This window comes from Paenibacillus sp. FSL R5-0713, assembly GCF_037973325.1.
Taxonomy (GTDB): domain Bacteria; phylum Bacillota; class Bacilli; order Paenibacillales; family Paenibacillaceae; genus Paenibacillus.
Map to the genome: position 1 here is coordinate 994543 of NZ_CP150229.1, position 24346 is coordinate 1018888.

Consider the following 24346-nt stretch of genomic DNA (forward strand, 5'->3'; position numbering starts at 1 on the left):
AAATATATTGAGGTAAACGGTAACTTTTTCCTGCGCACAACGTCTATATGGAAATAACTTCTAATGGATGGGGATGAACGAGAGTGAAGACGGGTCCTGACTGGCAGGGAATGGGGTACAAGTGGATTACCATGACTGGATTATCAGCTGTACTGTTGACGGGATGGATGATGCTTGATTCACAAAAGGTAGTGCTTGGAGGACAAGCTTCGGTTACAACGCCCCAAGCTTTGGGAGCAAGTCCCCAAGCCTTATCAACAAAGTTGGCCTACAAACAAGGAGACTCCGTTACGCTCATGAATGATATTCCCCTGTTTCAAAACAGGAGGGACAGCAGTGTGGCTCCTGACCAAATGAAGATTGAATACTATACTACAAAAAACGAGAAGTATAGGTTGGCATCGGTTCGAGGCGAGTGGTTGCAGCTTAAGTCATCCGATCATGGAGACTTCTGGTTGCCAAGTTGGTATGCATTGAAGGAGAGCAGAAGCATGACGGAAACAGCTCCGCAAAGTCTCAAGATCCAATCGGGCAGCAAGCTGTATCTGGCTCCAGACAGTGCTACAACCTGGACTTTTGAGAAAGCGCTAACAAGTAAAGCTGTTATTGTTGCAAAGTGGAAAGGATGGTATGGCGTCTCCATTGCTCCACGAACCTGGAGTAAAGAATCCTCCACGTATCGGCCAGGACTCTTCTGGATCAAGGCAGGGGCTCTAGAGCAGAGGAAGAATGTGGCTGATGGTTGGTTCCAACAGAATATATCGCTACCGACTTCGGTTATTCGTCATTTGACGGATATTAAGCTGAACATGGCAACCACCTCCAAACAAGTGGCCGAGTGGTTAGGCGAGCCCGATTGGAGAGAGGGTTCAAGCAATCTAAATGATACGGGGTATGCAATGAGTATTGGACAGACCTGGAGATATGAGCGGCAAGATGGACAATTTTTGGTCACATTCAACAAGAATGGCAAGCTGGTCAGAACTCGCTGGAATCTACCACAGCATGATCGAAATACTGTCTTTTCTGATTGGAATATCAGTCGGGCGGATGAATATGGGTTTACGACAAAAATGTACGGCACAACGCTGCCGAAGACAATCCCTTGGAAACCGGTCTGGACTAACCAGGGGGATATTAACTACACTTTTTTACAAGCAGCGACGGATGATGTACTCCTGATGAAGGGGGATGACGGTGGATTTAGCGGGGGCTACTACGAAGGTTCCATATATGCCCTTGACCGTCATACGGGCCAGAAATTATGGAGGATCAATGGGGGTTTTGGAAGACAGCAGGCTGAGGTGGATACAGCACGCCAATACGTTACAATCTACAATGATTATGACCCTGACAAGAAAAAATACGTGGATCGTATTCGTCATCTGAACTTGAAGAGCGGGAAGGTCGCATGGACGTACACCCCTAAGCAAAATTTTAGACTAAATGGCATCACCGCTGCGAAAAACGTTGTGGTCGTGGATAGCCCGGTTGTTGAGAGCTCAAGCAACAGTTGGTTGACGGTACTGGATAGTGCAAACGGAAAAACATTGTGGACGCGAAAACTCGTGAAAGGTTATGAATTATTGAACAAGAGTGCAGATGACCCTTATGTGTTGTATTGGGAAAAGAATAAGCTGACTGCAGCCGATCCGCAATCAGGGCGAACCGTATGGAGCTTGAAGGCCAAGCGATCTACCATAGAACAACTTGGGAATGATCCATATTTTGATGGAATTGAACGTCTGGATCCCTTTGTAACCAGGAATGCTGGAAGATGGCTATCGTTAGATAATCAGTGGCTGCTGCTTGATCTGAACACGGGGAAAAAGCTTGCCCAATTTCCTGCTCGGGTAGGACAGAGATTGGAGGAGCTGAATGATGGCATGCTGTTGATCCGTGAGAATCAAAACGGCGATCATTACGGAGAGTATGAAGATTTTACAACCACCCTGTACGATGCCAAGACAGGCCAAACACGGTGGACGCTCAATGGCAAAATTGAACGAGGACTGGTGGAAGATGATCAGTTATATGTAATTAAAAATGGTTACCCCGCGGCTTTGAATTATGATACGGGGGAGACGCGTTGGAATGCCAAAGATACGATTGCCACTCTCAGGTATCCCACGAATCAGGGGAGCTATCTGGTCATTGATGATCAGTTGCTGCTGCCCATGGATGAGAATTGGTTGGTATTGAATAAAAACAATGGAGCCTTGTTAGGTCGTGTACATGACGTGGCGATGGGAAACCCGGAGCATCGCGACCGGGATGCGAAGAACGGAACGATCAACCGGATCGGCAATGAAGTGTATGTGGGTTCGTCCAACGGACGTTTTCGCGTGTATGAAGCCAGCCGCCTTCAGGAGGCAATCTCACCTTAAAAGCTTGTCTCATCAGGGATGTTGATTTATTATAAATGAACAGGATTGCTCGCGCTCCGGTTATCGGCTGTGCGGGCTTTCTTCATGTGTTCTTGAAGAACCATGCATGATCATTCACGGGAGGACTCTCCATGATCTCATTATATGGTGTAAGCAAACGTTATAACGAGCGCGGTTCCCGTGCAGATCAGGGATTCGAAGCGTTAAGCTCGGTGTCGCTCGAAGTGGGACAAGGCGAAATTCACGGCATCATCGGTTCGAGTGGCGCAGGCAAATCCACGCTTCTGCGGATGCTCAATGGTCTGGAAAAGCCGGATGAGGGTGAGGTTGTTGTGAATGGGCAGCACCTGACCCAGATGAATGAGCGCACTTTGCGTCTGGCACGAAGGTCCATTGGCATGATCTTTCAGCACTTCAATCTGGTCAGTAATCGGACGGTGAGTGGCAATGTCTGTATGCCGCTGGAACTGGCCGGGATGTCCCGTACACAGCGAGTCGAGCGTGGACTTGAGGTGCTTAGGTTTGTTGGACTGGAAGACAAAGCGGGTCAATATCCTGCTCAGCTTAGCGGAGGACAGAAGCAACGTGTGGCGATTGCACGCGCACTCGCCAGTCGTCCGGATGTGCTTCTCTGTGATGAACCGACTTCTTCGCTTGATCCACAGACTACGAATGGCATACTGGATGTGCTACGTCATATCAATGAAACGCTGGGCGTGACCATTGTCGTCGTGACGCATGAGATGGAAGTGGCTCGTAGACTATGTCACAGGGTATCCGTCATGAAGGATGGGCGACTCGTACGAACATTGACTGAAGCGGAAGTGAGCAGTATTCCCGCTCCGCAGCCGGATCTGCTGACCTCCTTGCTTGCGGGTGATGAATATGGGATGGCAGGTTCGTCTTTGTTCCGTCAGACAGAACAGGGGGACAAGTCATGAGGTTACCTGAATCTGTACTGAAGTATCAGCATGAGATATGGCAAGCGATCGGAGAGACTTTTGTCATGGTAGGCATTTCCATTGCAGCGGCTGTTCTGATCGGGTTACCTCTGGGTACACTTCTGTACTTATTCCGGAGAGGACAACGGTATCAGAATCAAACGTTGTCTTTTGTACTCGGCAGTATCGTCAACATCATTCGTTCGTTTCCATTCTTACTGCTGGTTGTCTTCATGATTCCATTCACACGAATCGTCGTTGGAACGTCGATCGGTACACTGGCGGCAACCGTTCCACTCTCGGTCATTGCGATTGCCTACTATGCCAGACTCGTGGAACAAGCGTTGCTGGATGTACCGAAGGGCGTGGTTGAAGCTGCATCATCCATGGGGGCATCGACGATGCAGCTCGTGGTGAAATTCCTGTATGTGGAGGCAAGATCTGGCCTTGTACTGGGACTCACCACAGCTACGATTAGCTTTATCTCCTACTCGACGGTGATGGGCATTGTAGGTGGCGGCGGGGTTGGAGATTTTGCCATTCGCTACGGTTATCAGCGCTTCGAAACGGAGATCATGGTATTTACGATCATCATTATGATTATCCTGGTACAGATGATCCAATTCACAGGCAGCAGATTGTCCCGCTGGCTGGATCGCAGATCCTGAGCGTAGTGACACGGTACATGATTGAAGAAAGTGCAGTAACAAGGAAGACCAATACAGATTATATGATGAGGGGTAGACATACAATGAAAGCAAAAATGATGCTTATGTTGCTTGCAGTCATGCTTGTCGTAGCTGCTTGTGGCAAAAAAGAAGAAACACCTGCGGCTGAAGGAACGAAAGAAGATACACAAGCTGCACAAGAAGTTACGCTGAAAGTGGCCACATTGATTCCGCCAATGACAGACGTACTGGATATTGTTAAACCACTCTTGAAGGAAGATGGCGTCAATCTGGAAGTTGTTGTATTGTCGGATAACGTTCAACCGAATACAGCACTCGCGAACAAGGAAGTAGATGCAAACTTCTTCCAACACGTGCCTTACATGAATCAATATAATGAAGCAAACAATGCGAACCTGGTGCCCGTGCAGCCCATCTATAATGCCATCTACGGCGGCTACTCCAAAAAGTACAAAACGATTGAGGAATTGCCAGAAGGTGCAACGATCGCCATTGCGAACGATCCTTCCAACATTGGTCGCTCTCTTGTGATGCTGGAGCAGAACGGATTGATTAAGCTGAAAGAAGGCGTAGGTTTTAACGCTACACAGGCAGATATCACCGAGAATACGAAGAACTTCAAGTTTGAGGAAGTGGACTTGCTGATGCTTGCACGCATGATGGATGACGCTGATCTGGTAGCCATGACACCTGCTTATGCCAGTCCGCTCGGTCTTACACCGAAAAAGGATGCACTGTTAACCGAGAAGGATGATTCCCATTTTGCCATCACTCTGGTTGCCCGTGAAGATAATAAGGACTCCGAAGCGATCCAGAAGCTGGCTAAACGTATGGCGGGCCCGGAGGTCAAAGCCTTCTTCGAAGAGAAATATGCAGATATCGCTATCCCGGCATTTAAATAGAGAATACGTGAGAACAACGTGAATAGTCTTAAGATCTAAGCGATAACGCTTGGATCTTTTTTTGTCCTCACGTGCTTATTAACAAGTATTTAGAAAGTTAACAATTAGGTCATATCCCCGGAACATTTTATTTAATAGTTTTTTTGTATAATTTGTTTGAAAATAGTTCTTTAGGATTATAAATTAAGAGATTTTATTGTCTTTTTGAGCGTGAAAAATGTCTTTTACAAAAATGGAGACCTAGTTTTTAGAAAGATGGTTTACACTCTATGAGAGCTATATAAAAGCTATATAAGATGTATTAATCATTTACACGAAAACGGAGAGGACAGAAAAAACTGAAAAAGCGAAGCGGTCGCCTAAAAGCTTTCTGAAAGAAAGCTGCATCGGAAGCATAAGCTATCACCGGATTTCCCTAAAAAAGGGGAATTAAAAAAATCTGGGGGATAACAGCGATTGGAAGGTTGTAAAATTAATCTGGAAGAGGTAGAGAAATTTGTCCCAAAACAATAGCAAACCGACCTGGTTCAACAAGATACATAAGAGCTTTAAGACAAAGCTGGTGGTGTCCTTTATTGCTTTCCTGGCCATTCCTTCGTTAAGTATTGGAATCTTATCGTATAACAGTGCCAAAGGTGAAGTAGAGAAGCAAATTTTACATAGTGCGATGGAAAACGTGAACCTTGCCAGTGCGACGATTGATCTCTCAATCAATGCCAAACGGAATCATATTGAATACTATGCGAAAACACTTGCAGAGCAATTAAGACAGGAAGATGCCGAGGTTCGGGTTGTGAACGAATTGAAGGGGTATGCTGCGCAGAACACAGACATCATCACCATAGGTGTGGGCACAGAGGCAGGTGTGTATCTCATGTCCTCTGATGCGGAGATGCCTGAAGATTATGATCCGCGAACCAGACCATGGTACACGGAAGCCATGGGAACTCCACAGCATGTGATTGTTACAAATCCCTATATATCTGCTGAGACAAAAGAGATCACCATTACGATTGCAAAGGCATTGGAAGACCAATCCGGTGTGGTCCAGCTGGATCTCGATCTGTCGGACATTAGCCAATTGGTTAGCGGAATTAAAGTTGGAGAGCAAGGGCATCTGATTCTGCTGGATGCCAGTGAAAAGTATATCTATCATCCGACAATGCAACCTGGAACAGATGCAACAGAAGATTTTTGGACACAAGTGTATACGAACGAATCCGGTAACTTTAGATATACCTTTGATCAGATGGATAAGGTCATGTATTACGCTACGAATGCATCCACGGGATGGAAGGTCGCTGGCACCATGTTCTCCTCTGAAGTAGAGGATGCTGCTGCGCCCATTTTGAATCGAACGATTATGGTAATTGTTTCTTTTCTCGTCATCGGAATTATGATCATCTGGCTGGTGATGCGATCGATTGTTAAACCGATTCGTCAGTTGAAGGTTCAGGCGATTCAGGTGAGTGAAGGAGATCTAACCCAGACGATTACAAGTACAAGTAATGATGAGATTGATGAACTGAGTGAAGCATTTGGCAAAATGCAGAGCAACCTGCGTGTATTAATCCAAAATGTGGAGAACAGCGCCAATCAGGTCGTCATCTCATCGGATGAAATGACTCAGAGTGCGGAATCAACCAGTGCAGCCAGTGAGCAAGTAGCACGAGCTATTCAGGAAATTGCGAGTGGCGCAGAGAAACAGACCCAGGGAATTGAACATAACCATCAGGCCATGAATGAAATCACGATTGGCATTACAAGGATCGCCGAACGTTCCATACATGTTGCTGATTTGGCTAAACATACAACCGTACAAGCGGAAGAAGGCGGCAACACCGTCAAACAGACGGTGAGTCAGATGCAATCGATTCAAGAGACGGTAGAACAGACAAATCAATTGATTCAGGCGTTATATGAACGATCACACCAAATTTCAGCGATCACGGAGTTAATCGGAAACATCGCCAAACAGACAAACCTGCTCGCACTGAACGCATCCATCGAAGCTGCTCGTGCAGGTACACATGGCAATGGATTCGCCGTTGTAGCAACAGAGGTTCGCAAGTTGGCAGAGCAATCCGGGCAGTCTGTCAATGAAATTACCGTGCTGACTACGGCGGTACAGGAAGATATGGCTGCTTCCGTTCGCATGATGGAGAAGGTAACTTCAGAGGTGGGAGAGGGCATGGAGATCTCTACAGAAGCGATTCGAAAGTTTGAACGCATTCTGGATAGCATGCGTGAAACGACACCTCAGATTGAAGAGATTGCAGCTACGTCACAAGAGATTACAGCAGGTGTACAGGAAGTATCTGCTGTATCCAATGAGTTGGCTGGCATTGCGTCAGGCAACGCTGCAACTTCCGAAGAAGTGGCCGCTTCCTCAGAGGAGCAGCTGGCAGCGATGGAGCAGATTTCTGCCTCTGCTCGTGGCTTGTCTACCATGGCGGAAGAGCTGCAGCACCTGATTAGACAGTTTAAGTATTAATCGGGATCGTAGATACGAATATCACACAGGGACAGCATCACATGATGTTTCATCAGAGGGAGTGGACAGCCATGCAACCAGAACTCAAAGCCTTCTTGCTGCTAACGGATGCGGTCATGATTACAGATGAGGAGGGTGTGATTCTAGATGTGAATTCCGTTTATGTAACCAAAACAGGATTCTCACGGGAAAGCACCATAGGTCAGCCTGCCCGATTGCTAATGGATACGCACTGGAGAGGAAATCAGACCTGGTCCGGCGTAGCCAAACTGATGAAGGTAGATCAGGAATTTTGGGAAGCTCAAGTTACGATTACATCGGTTTATTTGAACGATTCTCTCTTTTATATCAGTATTTTTAATGATGAATTTTCATGAAAAAAAATCGTTGTTTTGTGATAAGGGTATGTTAGCTGAAAGTGGGAATTATTTTCAAAAAAAAGGTCAATATCGTCAATTGAATAAGGGAGCCTGGCATACTATGATTTGTGTACCGGGGGACTGCGAACGTGAATCTGGCAACATTCATTGAATGCATGAAATCCTGAAGTCGTAATGTGGACGGTGACCATTTGCTACGCGATCTTGTGTTAAATTTCACGCTAATTCTGATCTTTGTTTTCCTGACTCATCACTATCTGAACCAAACCAATGCTACCCGTTCCACATCCATCACGACTCGGATCATTATTGGTATTACACTGAGCATGTTGGGTACGGCGCTCTATTATTTCTCTATTGTGCTTGAGGATGGAACATTGTTGAATTTCCGGGCCAGTGTATATCTGCTCGCCGCTTATTTTGGTGGAACTGGCTCTGCCTTTGTTACTTTTGCATTCATGTGGATTTTTCGCATTAATATGGGGCGTAATCCTTTGTTGGAGAACTGGCAGTATGCGTTGGCAGAGTTGTTATTTGTTGTAGCCGTATGCCTGATCTTTCAGTATGTTAGGGGATTTATGCAAAAGTGGTTGTCTGGAGCGTTGCTGCTGATAACTGTGTATGAGTTTTTCGTACTAAAGATATATTCTCCTTCTCTGCTAATGTTGGGACAGATTCTCCTTTTCCAAGGTATCTGCATGCTCTTCGTTATATTATTCCTGTACTATCTGAACCAAAATCATCGATATAGGAGATTGGTCATTCAAAGGGATCAGGAAATGCTGGAGATGCTTCGGATGCAGCCGGGTTTTACGTTTAAAATTCATAAACAGAATGGGAAATTCGAGTACCTTCTGCTTGAAGGGGAGATGCTCTCCCGACTGGGCTTGGATATGAATAGTCTGAAGCAAGACTACAAGCTGGGTACATTGAACATTTTACCTCAGGAAAAGGTAGAATTTCTGCGAAAGCAGTTTAACCGGGCCTGGGAAGGGGAATCTTTTTTTTACGAGATTGAGCATGAAGGGTTCTATTCCCTGGTGAAAATTCGCCCTCTTCGAGAAGAGGGGGTTGTGAAATATGTCGTGGGATATGGACTCGATATCACGGAACACAGAGCGGTTAAACGAAGGATTCAAGAAAGTGAAGAGCGATATCGAACACTTGAGCGCGTGTCGGCAGACTGGTTCGTCGGTATGGACAGCAACAGGTGTATTGTGTCGGTTAATCAGAAATTTCTGGATGTGCTCGGTCTCAGCAGGCAGGAAGTGCTTGGTCGTCAGCTTGAAGAATTATTGTTCATTGAGCAGTTGGATAACTGGTTGTTCATTTTCCAAAAAGCCTTGCATCACAATATAGCCCAGGATACGGAATTGAGTTTCATCATTGGAGAAGCTCATGAGCAGCATGTTCGGGTTCACCTGTATCCTGTCAAAGGACTAAACTCAAGTGAGAAAATTAAGGCAGTCATTCGTGACATTTCGGATCACTATAGACGTGTTAAGGCTGACAAAGCAAGTCAGGCGAAGAGTGAGTTTCTCGCATTCATGAGCCACGAGATTCGTACCCCACTGAGCGGCATTATCAGCTTTTCGTTGTTGCTTCAACGAACAGATCTATCTCCACAACAGAAGGATTATTTGAGTAAAATTAATGCGTCCTCCCAGACCTTGCTTGCCCTCGTAAATGATATTCTTGATTTTTCGAAAATTGAGGCAGGCAAGCTGATTTTGGAGAAGATTTCTTTTTCACCGGAGGATGTGATCAAACGTGTGGCAGATCAGGTCGGTGTGGCCATCGGGCACAAAGATATCGAAGTGATCTTTACAACCGATCCCGATCTGCCGTTAACGGTGATTGGTGATCCCTTCCGACTTGAACAGGTGTTATTGAATCTGCTGAGCAATGCGATTAAATTTACGGAGCATGGATATGTGACGTTGCAGGCAGAGGTGCTTTCATTGGAGGCGGAGCAAGTTCAGGTCCGTTTTGAGGTAGAGGACACGGGAATCGGAATCTCACCCGAACAATTGGAACGGCTTTTTGTCCCGTTTACTCAAGCGGAACCTTCAACGTATCGAACATATGGTGGTTCTGGTCTTGGACTGGTCATCTGTTACCTTCTGGTGACCTCCTTGGGAGGAAGTTTGCAGGTGGATAGTGTTCTGGGAGAGTACAGTCTGTTCTCATTCGACTTGATATTTGAACTGACAGAATCGGAAGAAGAAAGTTCCTTTCTGCAAACATACCCTCTTCTATATTACGCGGATGATGTGGTGATCGTTGAGGAAGATGAACGAATGGGTGCGAATTTGAAGCAGATCCTCCACTCATTCGGGATGAAGCCGAAGCTGTATCCTTCGTTGAACCATATGATGGAAAGTGATTGGTGTATACCAAAGGCAGAGGGGATAAGTTCAATATTATTGATGATAAATATGGATGCAGCACACGCACACCATCGTTTACCTTGGAACAACCTGATGAAGCGATTGAATCGAACCAAATTTCAGATGGTGGGTTATACCCATGCCTTTAGTGAAAATGCCCTGTGGAGTGAGGAGAGATCCTTTCGCCCGGATCTCATGATGATCAAACCGATTACACGTCTGGGATTGTTCGAAGTGTTACTTGCACTTCAGGGTGAAGGTCCATTGGAGGACAAGCGGATGAGCGAAGGCGACGAGTTCCATTCGCGTAACCTGAAAGGCCACATTCTGATAGCTGAAGATCATGAAATCAATCAATTGGCCATTCGGGCTATGCTGGAGCATATCGGATTCAAGGTGACGCTAGCAGACAGTGGCACAGAGGTTTTGGAGAAATTGCACGAACAAACATGGGAACTGATTCTGATGGATCTCTTAATGCCAGATATGAATGGTATTGATGCAGCAAGGCACATTCGCAAGATGAGGAAATATGACCGTACACCCATTATCGCGCTTACAGCGAATGCTTTAAAAAGGGACGATGAGTTATATCTTGAAGCGGGCATGAATGCAATCCTGACTAAGCCCATACAGGAACAACAGATCGAAGATATGTTGGACACATGGATTGATCTAAAAGGCATAAGAGAGATCAATGGAATCGATTCAGATAAGGCCATTAGACAGATGGACGGCAAGCCGCATATTCTGCAATATGCGCTTACGAAATTCAGGACGGAGTATGGTTCGTTTCAGCAAAAGCTGGCGGCACAGCTTCAGCAACAGCAGATTACTGAAGTAATCCGTAATGTTCATTCTCTTCGAGGCGTAGCTGCGAATCTGCATGCAGTGGACCTGATGTGTACGGTTCTCCAGCTGGAGTTGCTCTTATCCGATCCGTTACTCGAAGAAAAGGCACTAAACTCGGTATTAGAGAAGGTGCAACAGGAAATTGATAAAATTACCGGGTCTCTGCCATGGTGACCTTAATAAAGTTATATTATTTTAAGGAGTAAACTTATATCCGACCCCCCAGATGGTTTGAATGTATTGGGGGTTTTTCGGATTGTTCTCGATTTTTTTGCGAAGCTTGGTAATGTGCACATCGATGGTGCGATCATTAATGCCGGCATCAATACCACGAATGGCTTCAATCAGGGCATACCGGCTGTAGACCTTGCCAGGATTGAGGATAAACAGCTTCATGATCTCAAATTCGGAAAATGTCATCTCCACTCGCTGGTTATTTAACAGAACGGTTCTTCGCGCCAGATCGAGAGATATTCCAGTTTCCTGTTCAGTGACAATAGAGCTGTTCAATATGGCGTAACGACGCAATACAGCCTCAATACGTGCTTTCAGTTCCTGCATGCTGAAAGGTTTACATACATAGTCATCAGCCCCATCTGTTAATGATCGAATACGTTCGGATACTTCGGTTAACGAAGAGATGACAATGATGGGGATTGCCGTATGTTGGCGCATGAGAGAACAAGGATTCTTATTACCCGAATCAGGGAGCAGCAAGTCAAGAAGCAGGATATCAGGCCGCGCTTGAAGCTGTAGAAGACCATCTCTTGCGTTATCGACACGGGTAACATCATACCCTTCACCTTGTAAATACAAGGATAATGTATCGCCTAACATGTTGTCGTCCTCTATGATAAGCACTTTCGTCATGATATTCCTTTCTGAACCCCCTTCTTGTAGAAGGATTAAGATCCATGGATTAACTTAATATACCTGATATTTAAAACAGGCTGCATGAGGATGTCAAGACTCTAACATGACTCCAAGAAGGTGAGAGAATCTGGTTTATTGCTCGCCCAAATGTGGATGAGCTTCACGCTCGATCAGGCGCATCAGTTTGCGCTCGGTGGCTGTCTCTGGTGCAGGGGTGTAGACACTGCAACGCAGATCGGAACTACCCTGAACCTGCAACGAAGTCAGGTCAAACAACATTTTGCCTGCTTTGGAGTGCCTGAATTCGATTAATACGTCCGGGGCACTGCTGACGCTGCTTTGTTTCCAAAGGGTGTGAAAATCGTGATGTCTGTTCATCATGTCGTCCAAAAATAAATTATACCATTCATCATCAACATACTGACCATAATAAGCACGAAAGATTGCCAGAAATCCGCTAACAAAATCCTCCCAGTTCACCGCGAGCCTGCGAAACTCCTTTCGATCAAATAACAGACTGATCATATTCCGCTGTTCGGGGGCAATCTGTTCAAAATCCATAAAAACATGCCGGGCTGCATCATTCCAGCCAACAATGTAACAACGCCGATCCGAGATCACGGTAGGGCAGTGATGAAGTTCTTGCAAAATTTTCTGCAAGGAGGGGTGAAGTTGAACAGGTTCTTCTTCCAGTGTCGGCAGTTCGGAGTGATGTTCCATGGCAAGTGAAAACAGATATTTTCGCTCATCCGCAGTAAGTCTTAGTGCTGAAGCGATGTTATCCAAAACCGAGTGGGATACCTGAATATCCCGACCTTGTTCAAGCCAGGTATACCATGTTGTACTTACACCTGCCAGTTGGGAAACCTCTTCTCTCCTCAAACCAGGCGTTCTGCGCCGGCTTCCAGTGGGTAAACCGACAGATTCGGGAGAAATTTTGGAACGCTGTGTTTTTAGAAAAGTAGACAATGCCTGTAACCTGACATCGTAGTTCAATCCATCACCTTCCGTCCTCGTTATCATGGTAGTCATTATACTATTATAATTGACAACTTGTAATAGGATATTCAAAAGTGCACTATTAGTGGCATAGCGTAAGAATGAAGGAAGATAACAGCGCTGAAGGAGGATGGATATGGAACGAGTCGTCATTACAGGTATGGGAGTCATCTCTCCTTTGGGAAATGATGTACATACATTCTGGAATGGATTAATTGAGGGTAGATCAGGAATATCAACAATAGAACATTTTGATACAGCTTCCTATAAAACCAGAATCGCTGGTGTTGTCCGTGATTTTGATGGTGAAGAGCAATTTGGACGCAAGGAAGCAAGGCGTATGGACCGCTTCGTTCAATTCGCTGTTGCTGCTGCGGACCAGGCAGTATCCCAATCGGGTCTTGTGATGGACGAACTGGATCGCGAACGGGTAGGTGTATATATTGGTTCAGGAATAGGCGGAATTCAGACATTGATGGAACAAGGCAAGGTCCTGTCTGATCGGGGACCTGCAAGAGTCAGTCCAACACTCGTACCTATGATGATATCCAATATGGCTGCAGCTATGGTTAGTATGAGGTTTGGTTGCTGGGGGCCGACATTGTCACCAGTAACCGCTTGTTCCATTGGCAATACAGCCATTGGAGAGGCTTTCCGTCTTATTCGTCATGGTGGAGCCGATGTCATTATTGCTGGCGGGACAGAAGCCGCTGTAACTGAAGTGTCACTGGCAAGCTTCGGTAATGCGACAGCGTTGTCAACAAGAAATGAAGCGTTCCATGCAGCAAGCCGTCCATTTGATGCGGGGAGAGACGGTTTTGTCATGGCGGAGGGCGCTGGGATACTGGTTGTTGAGTCACTATCTCATGCACTGGAACGAGGGGCAAATATTCTTGCCGAAGTAATTGGATATGGTGCCAGTTCAGATGCATATCATATGGTAGCAACCCACCCGGAAGGACGGGGGGCATATCTGGCAATGAAAGCAGCGCTTAAAGAAGCTCAGATTGAACCTGAAGACATCGATGTAATTAATGCTCATGCCACCAGTACGGAGGCGGGCGATCTCTCTGAGACGAGAGCGATTAAGCAACTTTTCGGGGAAGCTGCCTATGATATTCCGGTCACAGCGAATAAGTCCATGACAGGACATATGCTTGGTGCAGCTGGTGGTGCGGAGGCGATCTCACTTATTCAAAGCCTGCGTCATGGCATCATTCCTCCAACCATCAATCAGGAGCAGAGTGACCCTGAATGTGATCTGGACTATGTACCCAATGAGGCAAGAAGAGCAGATTTGCGGATTGGAATGTCCAATTCCTTTGGTTTTGGCGGTCATAATGCGGTGATTGTTCTTCAAAAATATTCTTCTTAAGCTAAAAGAACAGCTGAAATAACCAAAGGAACAGCGCAGCCTGGTGAGGCCACGCTGTTCCTTTGGTTATATGCGAATCATTCGTATCACGGAACCCTATTAACAGGCAAGTGTTTGCATGCCTTACGAAGAGAGAGGTGTTGATTCCGCTAAGCCTTTGCTGCCCCGACTCAACCAGCTTACACGCCAGCGGGATTGCATGAAGAGAACAAGGAACAGGGAAGCTGCAGCAATCAGGCTAAGAATGACGAAGCCTGGAGTGTAGGATTGGTAGCTGCTATACAGTTGACCGAGAATCAGCGGCAGTGCGTATCCGCCCAACCCGCCAGCCGCGCCTACAATGCCTGTCATCAGGCCAATCTCGTTACCGAAGCGTTGCGGAACCAGTTGGAACACGGATCCATTTCCAGCTCCCAAACACATCATACCGAGGAACAGCATGACCACTACAACAGGAAGTGGTGGCATGAAGGATACTCCAATCAACATGACGCAGGCTCCTGTATAAAGGAAAGTCAGCATGCGGGTTCCACCAATTTTGTCTGCCAGATAACCCCCTACAGGCCGGAAGAAGCTGCCTGCAATGACACAGAAGGTGGTAATATCTGCGGCTCGAACAGGTGAAAGTCCATACTGGGTGTTGAAGAAGATGGTTAGATAGTTACATAATCCAACGAAGCCGCCAAAGGTTACACAATAGAAGGCACAGAACACCCAAGCATCTTTTTGTTTAAGCAGACTTCCATATTGGGACAATTTTTTGGGCTCAGGCCGGTTAGGACTATTCTTGGCAAAGAGAGAAAAGAGAATAAATACGAGAGCAATCGGGATAATAGCAAGTCCGAACACAACTTCCCAGCTGCCAAAATGCGTAGCCAAGCGATTGGCAAACAACGTCGCGAGTACGGTTCCGCTGTTACCCGCCCCGGCGATACCCATGGCAAGACCCTGGTGCTCTTTGCCATACCATTGGCCCGCCAGCGGCAACGCAGCAGCAAAGGAGGCACCAGCCACACCCAGCAAGAGTGCCACCACGTAAAGCTGGCTTAAGGAGTCAACCCATAACCAGCCGAGTAATAAGGGAACCAGAGTGACGAGCATCCCGATCTGTGCGGTTAGTTTCGGACCGATATAATCAGACATGAAGCCGAGTACAAGTCGCAGGATGGAGCCGCCAAGAATAGGCAATGCGACCAGATTGGCCTTTTCCAATGGAGTCATCGGATAGTCCAATGCGATGACAACTGCGAGTGGACCCAGCATCCCCCATATCATAAAACTGATGTCAAAATACATAAACGCCCCGAACAGAGTGGGCTTATGCCCGCTTTTCCAAAAACTTTTGCTCTCCATCATCCATCATCGCTCCTCATCCAATTAAGATCTTCGTAATTTGTCTATGTGCTTGTTGAGGCAGAAAAAGGCCGCAATTCGTCCAGATCAGAACGATTTGCGGCCCCGTTGCCGACAGGCGGTACACGTCATTGTGTTCCCGCATCTGAGTTGATCACAGCACTGTGATTTTGATTCAAATTATAAGCAAGAGAAAATGGTCATGTCAACAAAAATTACACGTAATTTTAATTAATTCTTTTTTTGATCGTGTTTCGTGGTTTTGATGTTAATTATATTGACATTGTATTTGGATTCCCTTAATCTGAATCTAATATGAATCCACACAATGGCGTGTGGATTCCGGAGGCAACGGTGCCCTTTTCCGAATGATGGAGAAGGGATTTTTCTGTTTATTTTCAGGTGAAAGAGATAGGGGGCAGCCCATGAGCAGAAGCAAACTGGTGATTATCGGGAATGGCATGGCAGGAATGAAGTGTGTTGAAGAGATCATCGCACTGGAGCCTGATACGTATGAGATTGTAATCTACGGCAATGAACCCCGTCCCAATTACAATCGGATCATGTTATCAAAAGTATTGCAGGGGGAGCATTCGCTACAGGATATCATAATCAATGACTGGGGCTGGTATGCCGAGCATCAAATCCGGCTATGCACAGGTGAGACGGTACACCGAATTGATACCCGAGGGAAATATATAGAGACTGAATCCGGCCTAAGAGAAACATATGATGTCTTGATTCTGGCGACAGGGTCTTCACCGTTTATTCCACCGATTCCAGGAGTGGATAAAGAACGGGTCATGTCCTTCCGAACCATTGATGATTGTATGCGTATGTCCGACTATTCCAGAGAATTTCGCAAGGCCGCCGTTATTGGGGGTGGATTGCTTGGACTGGAGGCAGCACGTGGGTTGCTGCATCTGGGGATGGAAGCTGTGGTGATTCATAATGCACCTTACATTATGAACCGACAGTTGGATCAAAAAGCAGCTGCGATGCTTCAGAAGCAGCTTGAAGACCAGGGTATGTCCTTTCTTTTGTCCAAAAACACGCAGAAAATTACCGGACGATCACAGGCGCAGGGGTTGCTGTTCACAGATGGTTCCAAGCTTGAAGCTCAGGTTATCATTGTCGCTGTAGGCATTCGGCCAAATGTGGATCTCGCCAGACGAAGTGGAATTGCTACAAATCGGGCAATTGTGGTAGATGACTATATGCGCACCAATGTACCGGATATATATGCAGTTGGGGAATGTGCCGAACATCGGGGAATCAGTTATGGTCTGGTGGCCCCCTTATACGAACAGGGGAAGGTGCTTGCACGTACGCTCTGTGGACGGGAAACGCATGAATACAAAGGATCGATTCCCTACTCACAGTTGAAGGTATCGGGAGTTGATGTTTTCTCAGCCGGCGAGATTAGTGGTGAAGGTGTACAGACCGCAATTCAACATCTGGATGGCATTCAAGGCACATACAAAAAGGTACTGATGCAGGCTGGAAAAGTGCGAGGAGCCATCTTATTTGGAGATACAACCGAAGGAACGTCGTTGCTTGGACTTGTGCAACGAGGTGCGGACGTTGCGGAATTGGCTGCGCGTGAAGGGGCACCGGACCCGGCTGAGATGGCTGCTGCCGCATTATCGGCTCAGGAGACGGTGTGTGCCTGCAACAATGTGACCAAGGCTGCCATTATGAAGGCAATTCAGGAACAGGGACTGGAAACGGCAGATCAGGTGAAGGAGCAGACCAAGGCATCGGGTTCATGTGGTGGCTGTCGCCCGATGGTGGCTGCACTGCTGAAACATACGCATAACCTGAAAAATAACGGGGGTACTGGAGTGGTAGCCACAGCAGATAAACCTGTTCCAATGCCTGTATGCAGTTGTACGGCGCTTGGGCATGCAGAACTGAAGGAAATGCTGGCTGACATCGTTGTTCCGAAGACAGATCTACCTTTGATCTTGCAGAAGCTGGGTTGGGGTTCGAAGCTTGGCTGCGCGGTATGTCGTCCAGTGATCCACTATTACTTGCAGGTATTCGGTGGAACGATAGCTGCTCCAGAGATCGAAGGTCACTCCGAGGTTCAGGTGCGCTGGGATAATTATATCCCGTCGTCATCCTATGCCAGAGATGTGAGTAGGTTGGCTGCACAGCTTCGTGCCAGTTGGATCGGTGCAGTGATGCCGTCATCCGTGAATATAGGGGTTGCACCAGGGCCGGGGTCATTAGTGAGCGTACTGGTTCAGGATATTGGTTTGCTGGCTTCACCAGCTGGATGGGAGATCTATGCAGGTGGTCATGCAGAGCATCCGGTGAAGGAAGGTGAGTTGCTTGGGGTGGCCGAGACAGAGATGCAAGCGGCTATGCTTGCATCAGCCTGCCTTCAATGGTATCGCCAAACCGCTTGGTATGATGAGCCTTTATGGGCATGGACCGAGCGAATGGGATTCATGACGATCCGGGAAACGCTGCTGGATGACCAACTACAGAAGGAACTTGTTGCGATTCATCATCATGAGCGGGATGCGGCTTCAGCATCCCCAATGAAGCAATCTCCTGAATCTTCCGCGGTGCAGGGCACCGTCTGAAACGGATCAGTATTACAGCTGAAAGGCAGGGATGGGAAAATGGAATTATCGATAACTTCGGAAATGGCGGTATCCAAGCTGTATGTAAAAGAAACACAGTGTCCATATTGCAGTGTGCAATGCAAGATGACAGTTGAAGAGCTGGCCGCACCTGTTGCAGGTCAGAGCCGAGCGGAATATACGGTCCAAGGCGTTCCGAATGAAGCTTCTCAGGGCAGGCTGTGTGTGAAGGGTATGAATGCTCATCAGCATGCGCTCAGTGGTCAACGATTAATGCATCCGCTGATTCGTCGCAATGGTGAGCTTGAACCCTGTTCCTGGGAGGAGGCTGTTCAGACTATCGCACAGCGGTTTCAGAACTTGAAAGATTCATACGGAGCAGATACGGTTGGAGTATACGGAGGCGGATCTTTAACAAATGAGACAGCCTATCTGCTCGGCAAGTTCGCCAGGGTAGTTTTGGGGACGAAATATATCGACTATAATGGACGATTCTGTATGTCAGCTGCCGCCTCGGCCGGAAGTAAAGTATTTGGAATGGACCGAGGACTAACGTTCCGCCTGTCCGATATACCGAAAGCGGGCTGTATTATACTTGCCGGAACCAATATCGCAGAATGCCAACCTACACTCTTGCCGTACTTTAATCAGGCGAAGGAGAATGGGGCCTTTCTCATCGTTATCGATCCCCGTAAGACGGCAACCGCTGCGATTGCCGATCTTCACTTGCAGGTAAAGCCCGGAACGGATGCCTTGTTGGCGGATACCATGTTAAAAATATTGATCGATGCCGGATTGGTGGATCCTCATTTTATAGGAGAACGAACGCATGGATACGAGCAATTGATACAAGGGTTGGCTGATCTCCAACTCGAACAGTCGGCACTAGCATGTGGAGTCGATCTGGCCCTGATTCGTCAGGCTGCACTGGCCTATGGTGAGGCAGAGACAGGCATGATCATGACAGCACGTGGCGTTGAGCAACAGACGGATGGACATATGGCTGTCAGACACTTTCTCAACCTGGTGTTAGCGACTGGCAAAATTGGCCGAGAAGGCTGTGGATATGGTGCGATCACAGGTCAGGGAAACGGGCAGGGTGGACGGGAGCATGGGCAGAAGGCTGACCAGCTGCCGGGCTATCGATCGATTGAAAATGAAGCTGATCGTGCCTATGTGGCATCGATCTGGGGCGTGGACCCTGCAAGTTTACCGGGTAAAGGAGTCTCGGCCTACGAGATGATGGAGAAAGTTCATGACCAGGAGATTCGGGCTTTGCTTGTGATGGGCTCCAATCCGGTTGTATCCAATCCTAATGTGCGTTTGGTGGAAGAAGGTTTGCGTAAGCTGGATTTTCTAATCGTGGCAGATATGTTTCTGTCCGAGACTGCACGAATGGCGGATCTGGTTCTTCCGGTTACCTCTTATATGGAGAATGAAGGTACACTGACCAATCTGGAGGGGCGTGTTCTGCTCCGTGAACAGGGGCGGCCTGCGCCGGGCGAAACGCTCAATGATTGGGAGATATTATGCCGGATTGCCGCGCAATTGGGTAAAGTTTCTTACTTTGAATATGAAACTGCTGAGGATATCTTTAATGAGCTTCGGTTGGCGAGCCGTGGTGGAGTGGCTGATTACTATGGCATTACCTATGAGCGTTTGCGTAACGAGAAAGGGGTATACTGGCCGTGTTCTTCCCTTGAAGAGCAAGGAGAAGGCCTGTTATTCGGTGATCGATTCGCACATCCCGATGGCAAAGCGGCATTCACATGTGAGTCAAGCCTGGGATGGAATGATATATCACCGGAATTCCCCTTAATTCTTACCAACGGACGTGTGCTCCCTCATTATCTTACAGGGGTGCAGACGCATCGCAGTCCGGCACTTGCAGCTCGTGAATTGGAGAACTTCGTTGAGCTTCATCCGGTTACCGCTGCCCGTCATCGTATTCACGATGGAGAGTGGGTAGAGATACAATCGGAGTACGGAAGTTTCACGGTTCGTTCGCGCATCAAGGATTCCATTCGGGAGGATACCTTGTTTGTGCCGATGCATTGGGGTGGTGTTCAAAATGTGAATCGGGCAACCCGACCGGAACTGGACCCGTTCTGCCGTATGCCCGGATTCAAGACGGCGGCAGTAACCATTCGACCATTGCGATTAGCCAAATAATCCATACAGGTTTCAGCATACAGGTTTCCAGGCATCATAAGCTGCTCTAATGCTAACTTCGAGAACGGATATGTAAATGACTGGAACTTAAAAGCAGAATAAAGCGTTAAGAATATATACTGACTAAATAAGAGGTGGTCAAACCTTTGAAAAAGAAAACATTGGTTTCACTACTCACCCTACCACTGGTAGCTGCATCTGTATGTGGCTACATGTACTTGAACAAGCCGTCTATAGTTAGTGCTCAAAGCGATGTTGAAGCAGCAGCACTTAAGGCGACCCAGGGTAAGGTGGATTATATTAAGGAATCGTTTGAAGACGGATCATATATCGTTCGCTATCGGGACCGTGTGAATTTGACAGAAGTCACTGAGGAATACCGTGATAACCAGCTTCATTACAAAATGATTATTGAAGATGGTGGTAAGAAAATCACTTCGTATGGTCGAGATTTTGAGACGGGAAAATTGGTTGGGAACACTTGGACCATGCCGGACAACATAGCTGCTGAAAATGAGAAGTTGCTACAGAACTCGCTGTTGGAAAATGCTAAAGAAGAATTACAAGGTCAGGATTGGACCGTACTGGAAACTGCGGGAACACACTCCCGTTCTGCTACAGAGCGTAACGAGCAAAAGGCTGTTTCTGAAGACGCACTCCACAAGGAAGTGGTGACCATTGATGTAAATACGGGTTTACCGACGCAACGTGTGATTTATCAGAAAGACAAAAACGGTGAAATTGTAACCAGACCAACCAAGACCGAAGAGTACAAGCATTTGGATTCTATCCCGATGAAGATCCAGAGCTTTGCTCCGGAAGAATCGATTGAGATTAGAGAAATACCGGCGCCGGTCATTGAAGATAAGGTGCTTGGAGGGTCCTAAGATTTTCTATTTCATCAGCAATTACAATTACAAGAAAGCCAGCCCTCATATTTGTTGAGAGCTGGCTTTTTCCTTGAATTTAGCCCTCGATCTGGAGTGTATGGCGAAGGCGCTTGATATCACTTTTAGGAGGAAGGCCATACATGCGGGCGTACTCCCGACTGAACTGGGAAGGACTCTCGTACCCAACCTGGAATGCCGCATCGGCCGCATCGGTTGAACCTGCAAGTAACATTCGCCGGGCCTCCTGCAATCGAATCTGTTTTTGATATTGCAGTGGGCTCATGGCGGTAACGGCTTTGAAATGATAATGCAATGAGGACGTACTCATGTTAATCATGGAAGCCAATTGCTCGATTCGCAGTGGATGGGCGTATTCGGAGTGAATGACTTCAATGACTTGGGCGATATGCTGTGCATGACTGTTTTGGACTGCAAACTGCCTGATGGAATGTCCGTGTTCATCCTGAATCAGGCGATATAGAATCTCACGAGTCATAAGAGGTGCAAGTGCAGGTATATCTTCAGGTGTATCCAGCAATCTGACCAATCGGATTACGGCTTCCAGAAGCGGAGGTTTGTTTGAGCTTACAAACAACCCACGACGTGTTGAGTTGTTGGATTTGGTGTGTGCGGAAGGAGAATCTTGAACAAGATCAAAAACCTGCCCCGAATCAAAATCAAGTCGTAAGCAGAGATAAGGGTGTTCTGTCGTTGCCTGTACCACTTGTCCTGAAATAGGCAAGTTTATGGAAGCGACCAGATACTGTGAAGAGTCATAGGTATAGCTCTCTTGTCCGAGAATAACCAGTTTGGAACCTTGGGCCACAATGCACAAGGCGGGTTCGTGCACGGTATGAATGGGCTCTGAAACCTGGGAAGCACGGATCAAAGCAAGCGAAGGAATTGCTGTTAGATGAATCCCGTCATCGTGGGCGAAACGACCGATTAAGCGGGCCAATTCCTGTTGCTGCTCAATAATAGCTGTACCCTGTTCCGTTTTGGATAGCATGGATTGCAGGCCCCCTTTCCTGATACTCATAACCATTTTAAAATGCGTTGGACGAATAGGCAAGAATACTGTGGGATTCTTCTATCGTACAGAGACTGATCGACTACATAATGAAATTAAGCAATTGAATCTGTTGGCAACAGAAAGGAGTGACGTGGAAATATGGCAGGTAATAGATCAGAAGACAGACCAGAATTGGAGCACCCGTATGTAGGAATGTGGGTGACGAAGGACGGGTACATCCGACATGAACTGCTTCCTTCCGGTCGTTATGACGAATCACGGGGAGATAGGCAAAGTGCGTACCAAGGTCGATATGTAGTCGAAGGAGATCATATTGAATATGTGGATGATACTGGCTTTACTGCGGATGGAGACTTTAAGGAAGGCGTGCTTTATCATGCAGGCATGGTTCTGTACAGAGAAGATGCACAATCAAATACCTAATAGGGAGAGAAGTCGATATGTTTAATGTAAAAGGGAAAGTCGTTGTAATCACGGGTGCAAGCAGCGGAATTGGGGAGGCAACAGCGCGTCTGTTAGCAGAGCAGGGAGCACATGTTGTTATTGGTGCAAGACGAGTGGATCGCCTAGAGGTGCTGGCTTCCGCCATTCGCTCGGAAGGTGGTTCAGTAGAATATCATGCCCTTGATGTTACACAGCTGGAAGACATGCAAACGATCGTAGAGCTTGCGCTCAGTCGTTATGGACGTTTGGATGTGATAGTTAATAATGCCGGGGTCATGCCACTATCAACCCTTGAAGCACTAAAAGTGGACGAGTGGAATCGTATGATTGATGTTAATATTCGGGGTGTTCTACACGGTATTGCAGCTGGGCTGCCCGTTATGAAAGAACAGGGTTTCGGGCAGTTTGTTAATATCGCTTCCATTGGAGCTTATGCCGTGACACCAACAGCCGCAGTATATTGTGCAACCAAGTACGCTGTCCGGGCGATCTCGGAGGGTCTGCGACAGGAGGTAGGCTCAGATATCCGCGTGACCCTTGTATCGCCAGGTGTGACTGAATCCGAACTTGCCGAATCCATCTCTGATCATGGAGCACGGGAGTTTATGAAAGATTATCGGAGCATATCCATTCCAGCTACGGCTATCGCTCAAAGCATACTATATGCGATCAACCAGCCGGCTGAGGTGGATGTGAATGAAATTGTGGTAAGACCCACTGCAAGCTTAGTTTAAACCTCGCTGTAAGATTCCGAAGACGCCCCTACCATATATACGGTTGGGGCGTCTTTTTGTACCTTATAAACAACTTGGTTCATATCTCAGGGTGACCAACCACTAATGCTATCAACAGTAAGATAGAAGAATTTAACATGGGGGCAATCCAGAAAGAGTGTATTAGCTGATTTTGCGTATATCTACGCAAGTAGTTCATAGTTCCGTGGTTCCACGTAAACATGAGGATTGGCTCATGAATATGGATTGAATTTTAGTTATGATGTTCATTAGGGGTACATATGTACGTATTTTTAATTTTATTTTGGGATAGATCGTCATTGTGAGTTTAGGTTATTACGCATCGTGGTATAGATATCGGGGCTTATGGAAGCTTCTTCAAATAGGGCAGGACAGAGGGGGCATGACAGTGAACATATGGATAACGGTAAAAAGTCTGGGTAAGCGCAAGCCGGTACTTGCCAAGCAAGCTGCTGAACTTCCGGAAACAACTCATACGCTAAGGCAGCTCATTGAAAATATGGTGGCTCTGCAAGTAAAAGCTCTTCAGGACAAGAAGCAACAGGCGGAATTGCTCGCCTACCTGATGCCGGATGATATTGAATCGCAGGGAGCGGCGGGGAAAGTCGGGTTTGGCGCAGTATACAATGAGGGTGTTCCTGATCTGAATGGCGCGATGGAGACAGCTATAACTGCCTATGAGGATGGATTGTACAAAGTGTTTCTCAACGATGAAGAATTGCAGGAACTGGACAAGTCAATTTTGATACAAGACGGCGACAACGTGGTGTTTATCCGATTTACAATGCTTGCCGGACGTCTGTGGTAGAGAGTGATGAAGGAG

18 protein-coding genes are annotated in these 24346 nt (G+C 47.0%); 14 read left to right on the forward strand and 4 right to left on the reverse strand.

The window, feature by feature from the left end:
* The first annotated feature begins 83 nt into the window (after window positions 1–83).
* The 7 genes from MKZ12_RS04490 (at window position 84) to MKZ12_RS04520 (ending at window position 11209) form a co-directional block, all read left to right on the forward strand.
* Window positions 84–2387 (forward strand): PQQ-binding-like beta-propeller repeat protein, encoded by a 2304-nt coding sequence (locus MKZ12_RS04490; RefSeq protein WP_339258956.1) that lies wholly within the window; start codon window positions 84–86, stop codon window positions 2385–2387.
* A gap of 131 nt (window positions 2388–2518) precedes the next feature.
* Window positions 2519–3328: an ATP-binding cassette domain-containing protein gene (locus tag MKZ12_RS04495; protein ID WP_339258957.1), complete on the forward strand. Its 810-nt coding sequence runs from the start codon at window positions 2519–2521 to the stop codon at window positions 3326–3328.
* Window positions 3325–3996 (forward strand): methionine ABC transporter permease, encoded by a 672-nt coding sequence (locus MKZ12_RS04500; RefSeq protein WP_339239730.1) that lies wholly within the window; start codon window positions 3325–3327, stop codon window positions 3994–3996. The genes MKZ12_RS04495 and MKZ12_RS04500 overlap by 4 nt, the downstream gene beginning before the upstream one ends.
* A gap of 83 nt (window positions 3997–4079) precedes the next feature.
* Window positions 4080–4919 (forward strand): MetQ/NlpA family ABC transporter substrate-binding protein, encoded by an 840-nt coding sequence (locus tag MKZ12_RS04505; RefSeq protein WP_339258959.1) that lies wholly within the window; start codon window positions 4080–4082, stop codon window positions 4917–4919.
* Window positions 4920–5415: 496 nt separating this feature from the next.
* Window positions 5416–7413 (forward strand): methyl-accepting chemotaxis protein, encoded by a 1998-nt coding sequence (locus tag MKZ12_RS04510; protein WP_339258961.1) that lies wholly within the window; start codon window positions 5416–5418, stop codon window positions 7411–7413.
* Between the two features lie 71 nt (window positions 7414–7484).
* Window positions 7485–7790, forward strand: a complete 306-nt coding sequence (locus tag MKZ12_RS04515) for a PAS domain-containing protein (protein WP_339239734.1) — start codon at window positions 7485–7487, stop codon at window positions 7788–7790.
* Window positions 7791–7984: 194 nt separating this feature from the next.
* Window positions 7985–11209, forward strand: a complete 3225-nt coding sequence (locus MKZ12_RS04520) for a response regulator (protein WP_339258963.1) — start codon at window positions 7985–7987, stop codon at window positions 11207–11209.
* Between the two features lie 21 nt (window positions 11210–11230).
* On the opposite strand, the gene MKZ12_RS04525 is transcribed toward MKZ12_RS04520, so the two are convergent.
* Complete coding sequence (locus MKZ12_RS04525; RefSeq protein WP_339239740.1) at window positions 11231–11905, reverse strand: response regulator transcription factor; 675 nt, start codon at window positions 11903–11905, stop codon at window positions 11231–11233.
* Window positions 11906–12040: 135 nt separating this feature from the next.
* Complete coding sequence (locus MKZ12_RS04530; RefSeq protein WP_339239744.1) at window positions 12041–12904, reverse strand: helix-turn-helix transcriptional regulator; 864 nt, start codon at window positions 12902–12904, stop codon at window positions 12041–12043.
* 139 nt (window positions 12905–13043) lie between these two features.
* Between MKZ12_RS04530 and fabF the strand changes: the two genes are divergently transcribed.
* Window positions 13044–14282 (forward strand): beta-ketoacyl-ACP synthase II, encoded by a 1239-nt coding sequence (fabF, locus tag MKZ12_RS04535; protein ID WP_339258964.1) that lies wholly within the window; start codon window positions 13044–13046, stop codon window positions 14280–14282.
* Window positions 14283–14405: 123 nt separating this feature from the next.
* Here fabF and MKZ12_RS04540 read toward each other — a convergent pair whose 3' ends face one another.
* Complete coding sequence (locus tag MKZ12_RS04540; RefSeq protein ID WP_339261308.1) at window positions 14406–15635, reverse strand: nitrate/nitrite transporter; 1230 nt, start codon at window positions 15633–15635, stop codon at window positions 14406–14408.
* A gap of 425 nt (window positions 15636–16060) precedes the next feature.
* Here MKZ12_RS04540 and nirB point away from each other — a divergent pair, with 425 nt between their 5' ends.
* From nirB to MKZ12_RS04555, 3 genes are all read left to right on the forward strand, one after another.
* On the forward strand, window positions 16061–18229 hold the full coding sequence (gene nirB / locus MKZ12_RS04545) for a nitrite reductase large subunit NirB (protein ID WP_339258966.1): 2169 nt from the start codon (window positions 16061–16063) through the stop codon (window positions 18227–18229).
* 39 nt (window positions 18230–18268) lie between these two features.
* Window positions 18269–20401, forward strand: coding sequence for a molybdopterin oxidoreductase family protein (locus MKZ12_RS04550; RefSeq protein ID WP_339258968.1), 2133 nt, complete (start codon window positions 18269–18271; stop codon window positions 20399–20401).
* A 146-nt stretch (window positions 20402–20547) separates the two neighbouring features.
* The gene (locus MKZ12_RS04555; RefSeq protein ID WP_339239756.1) at window positions 20548–21288 is read left to right on the forward strand and encodes a hypothetical protein; all 741 of its coding nucleotides are present in this window, start codon (window positions 20548–20550) and stop codon (window positions 21286–21288) included.
* A 79-nt stretch (window positions 21289–21367) separates the two neighbouring features.
* Here the strand turns inward: MKZ12_RS04555 and MKZ12_RS04560 are convergent, their stop codons facing one another.
* A complete protein-coding gene (locus MKZ12_RS04560) occupies window positions 21368–22300 on the reverse strand; it encodes an AraC family transcriptional regulator (RefSeq protein ID WP_339258970.1) in 933 nt (310 codons plus the stop codon).
* A 162-nt stretch (window positions 22301–22462) separates the two neighbouring features.
* Between MKZ12_RS04560 and MKZ12_RS04565 the strand changes: the two genes are divergently transcribed.
* The 3 genes from MKZ12_RS04565 (at window position 22463) to MKZ12_RS04575 (ending at window position 24331) form a co-directional block, all read left to right on the forward strand.
* Window positions 22463–22747 carry an Atu4866 domain-containing protein gene (locus MKZ12_RS04565; RefSeq protein WP_339239761.1) on the forward strand — a complete coding sequence of 95 codons (285 nt, stop codon included), beginning with the start codon at window positions 22463–22465 and terminating at the stop codon, window positions 22745–22747.
* Between the two features lie 17 nt (window positions 22748–22764).
* Entirely contained in the window at window positions 22765–23502 is a 738-nt protein-coding gene (locus tag MKZ12_RS04570) for an SDR family oxidoreductase (protein ID WP_339239763.1), read from the forward strand.
* A 403-nt stretch (window positions 23503–23905) separates the two neighbouring features.
* Window positions 23906–24331 (forward strand): hypothetical protein, encoded by a 426-nt coding sequence (locus tag MKZ12_RS04575; RefSeq protein WP_339258971.1) that lies wholly within the window; start codon window positions 23906–23908, stop codon window positions 24329–24331.
* Window positions 24332–24346 lie beyond the last annotated feature (15 nt).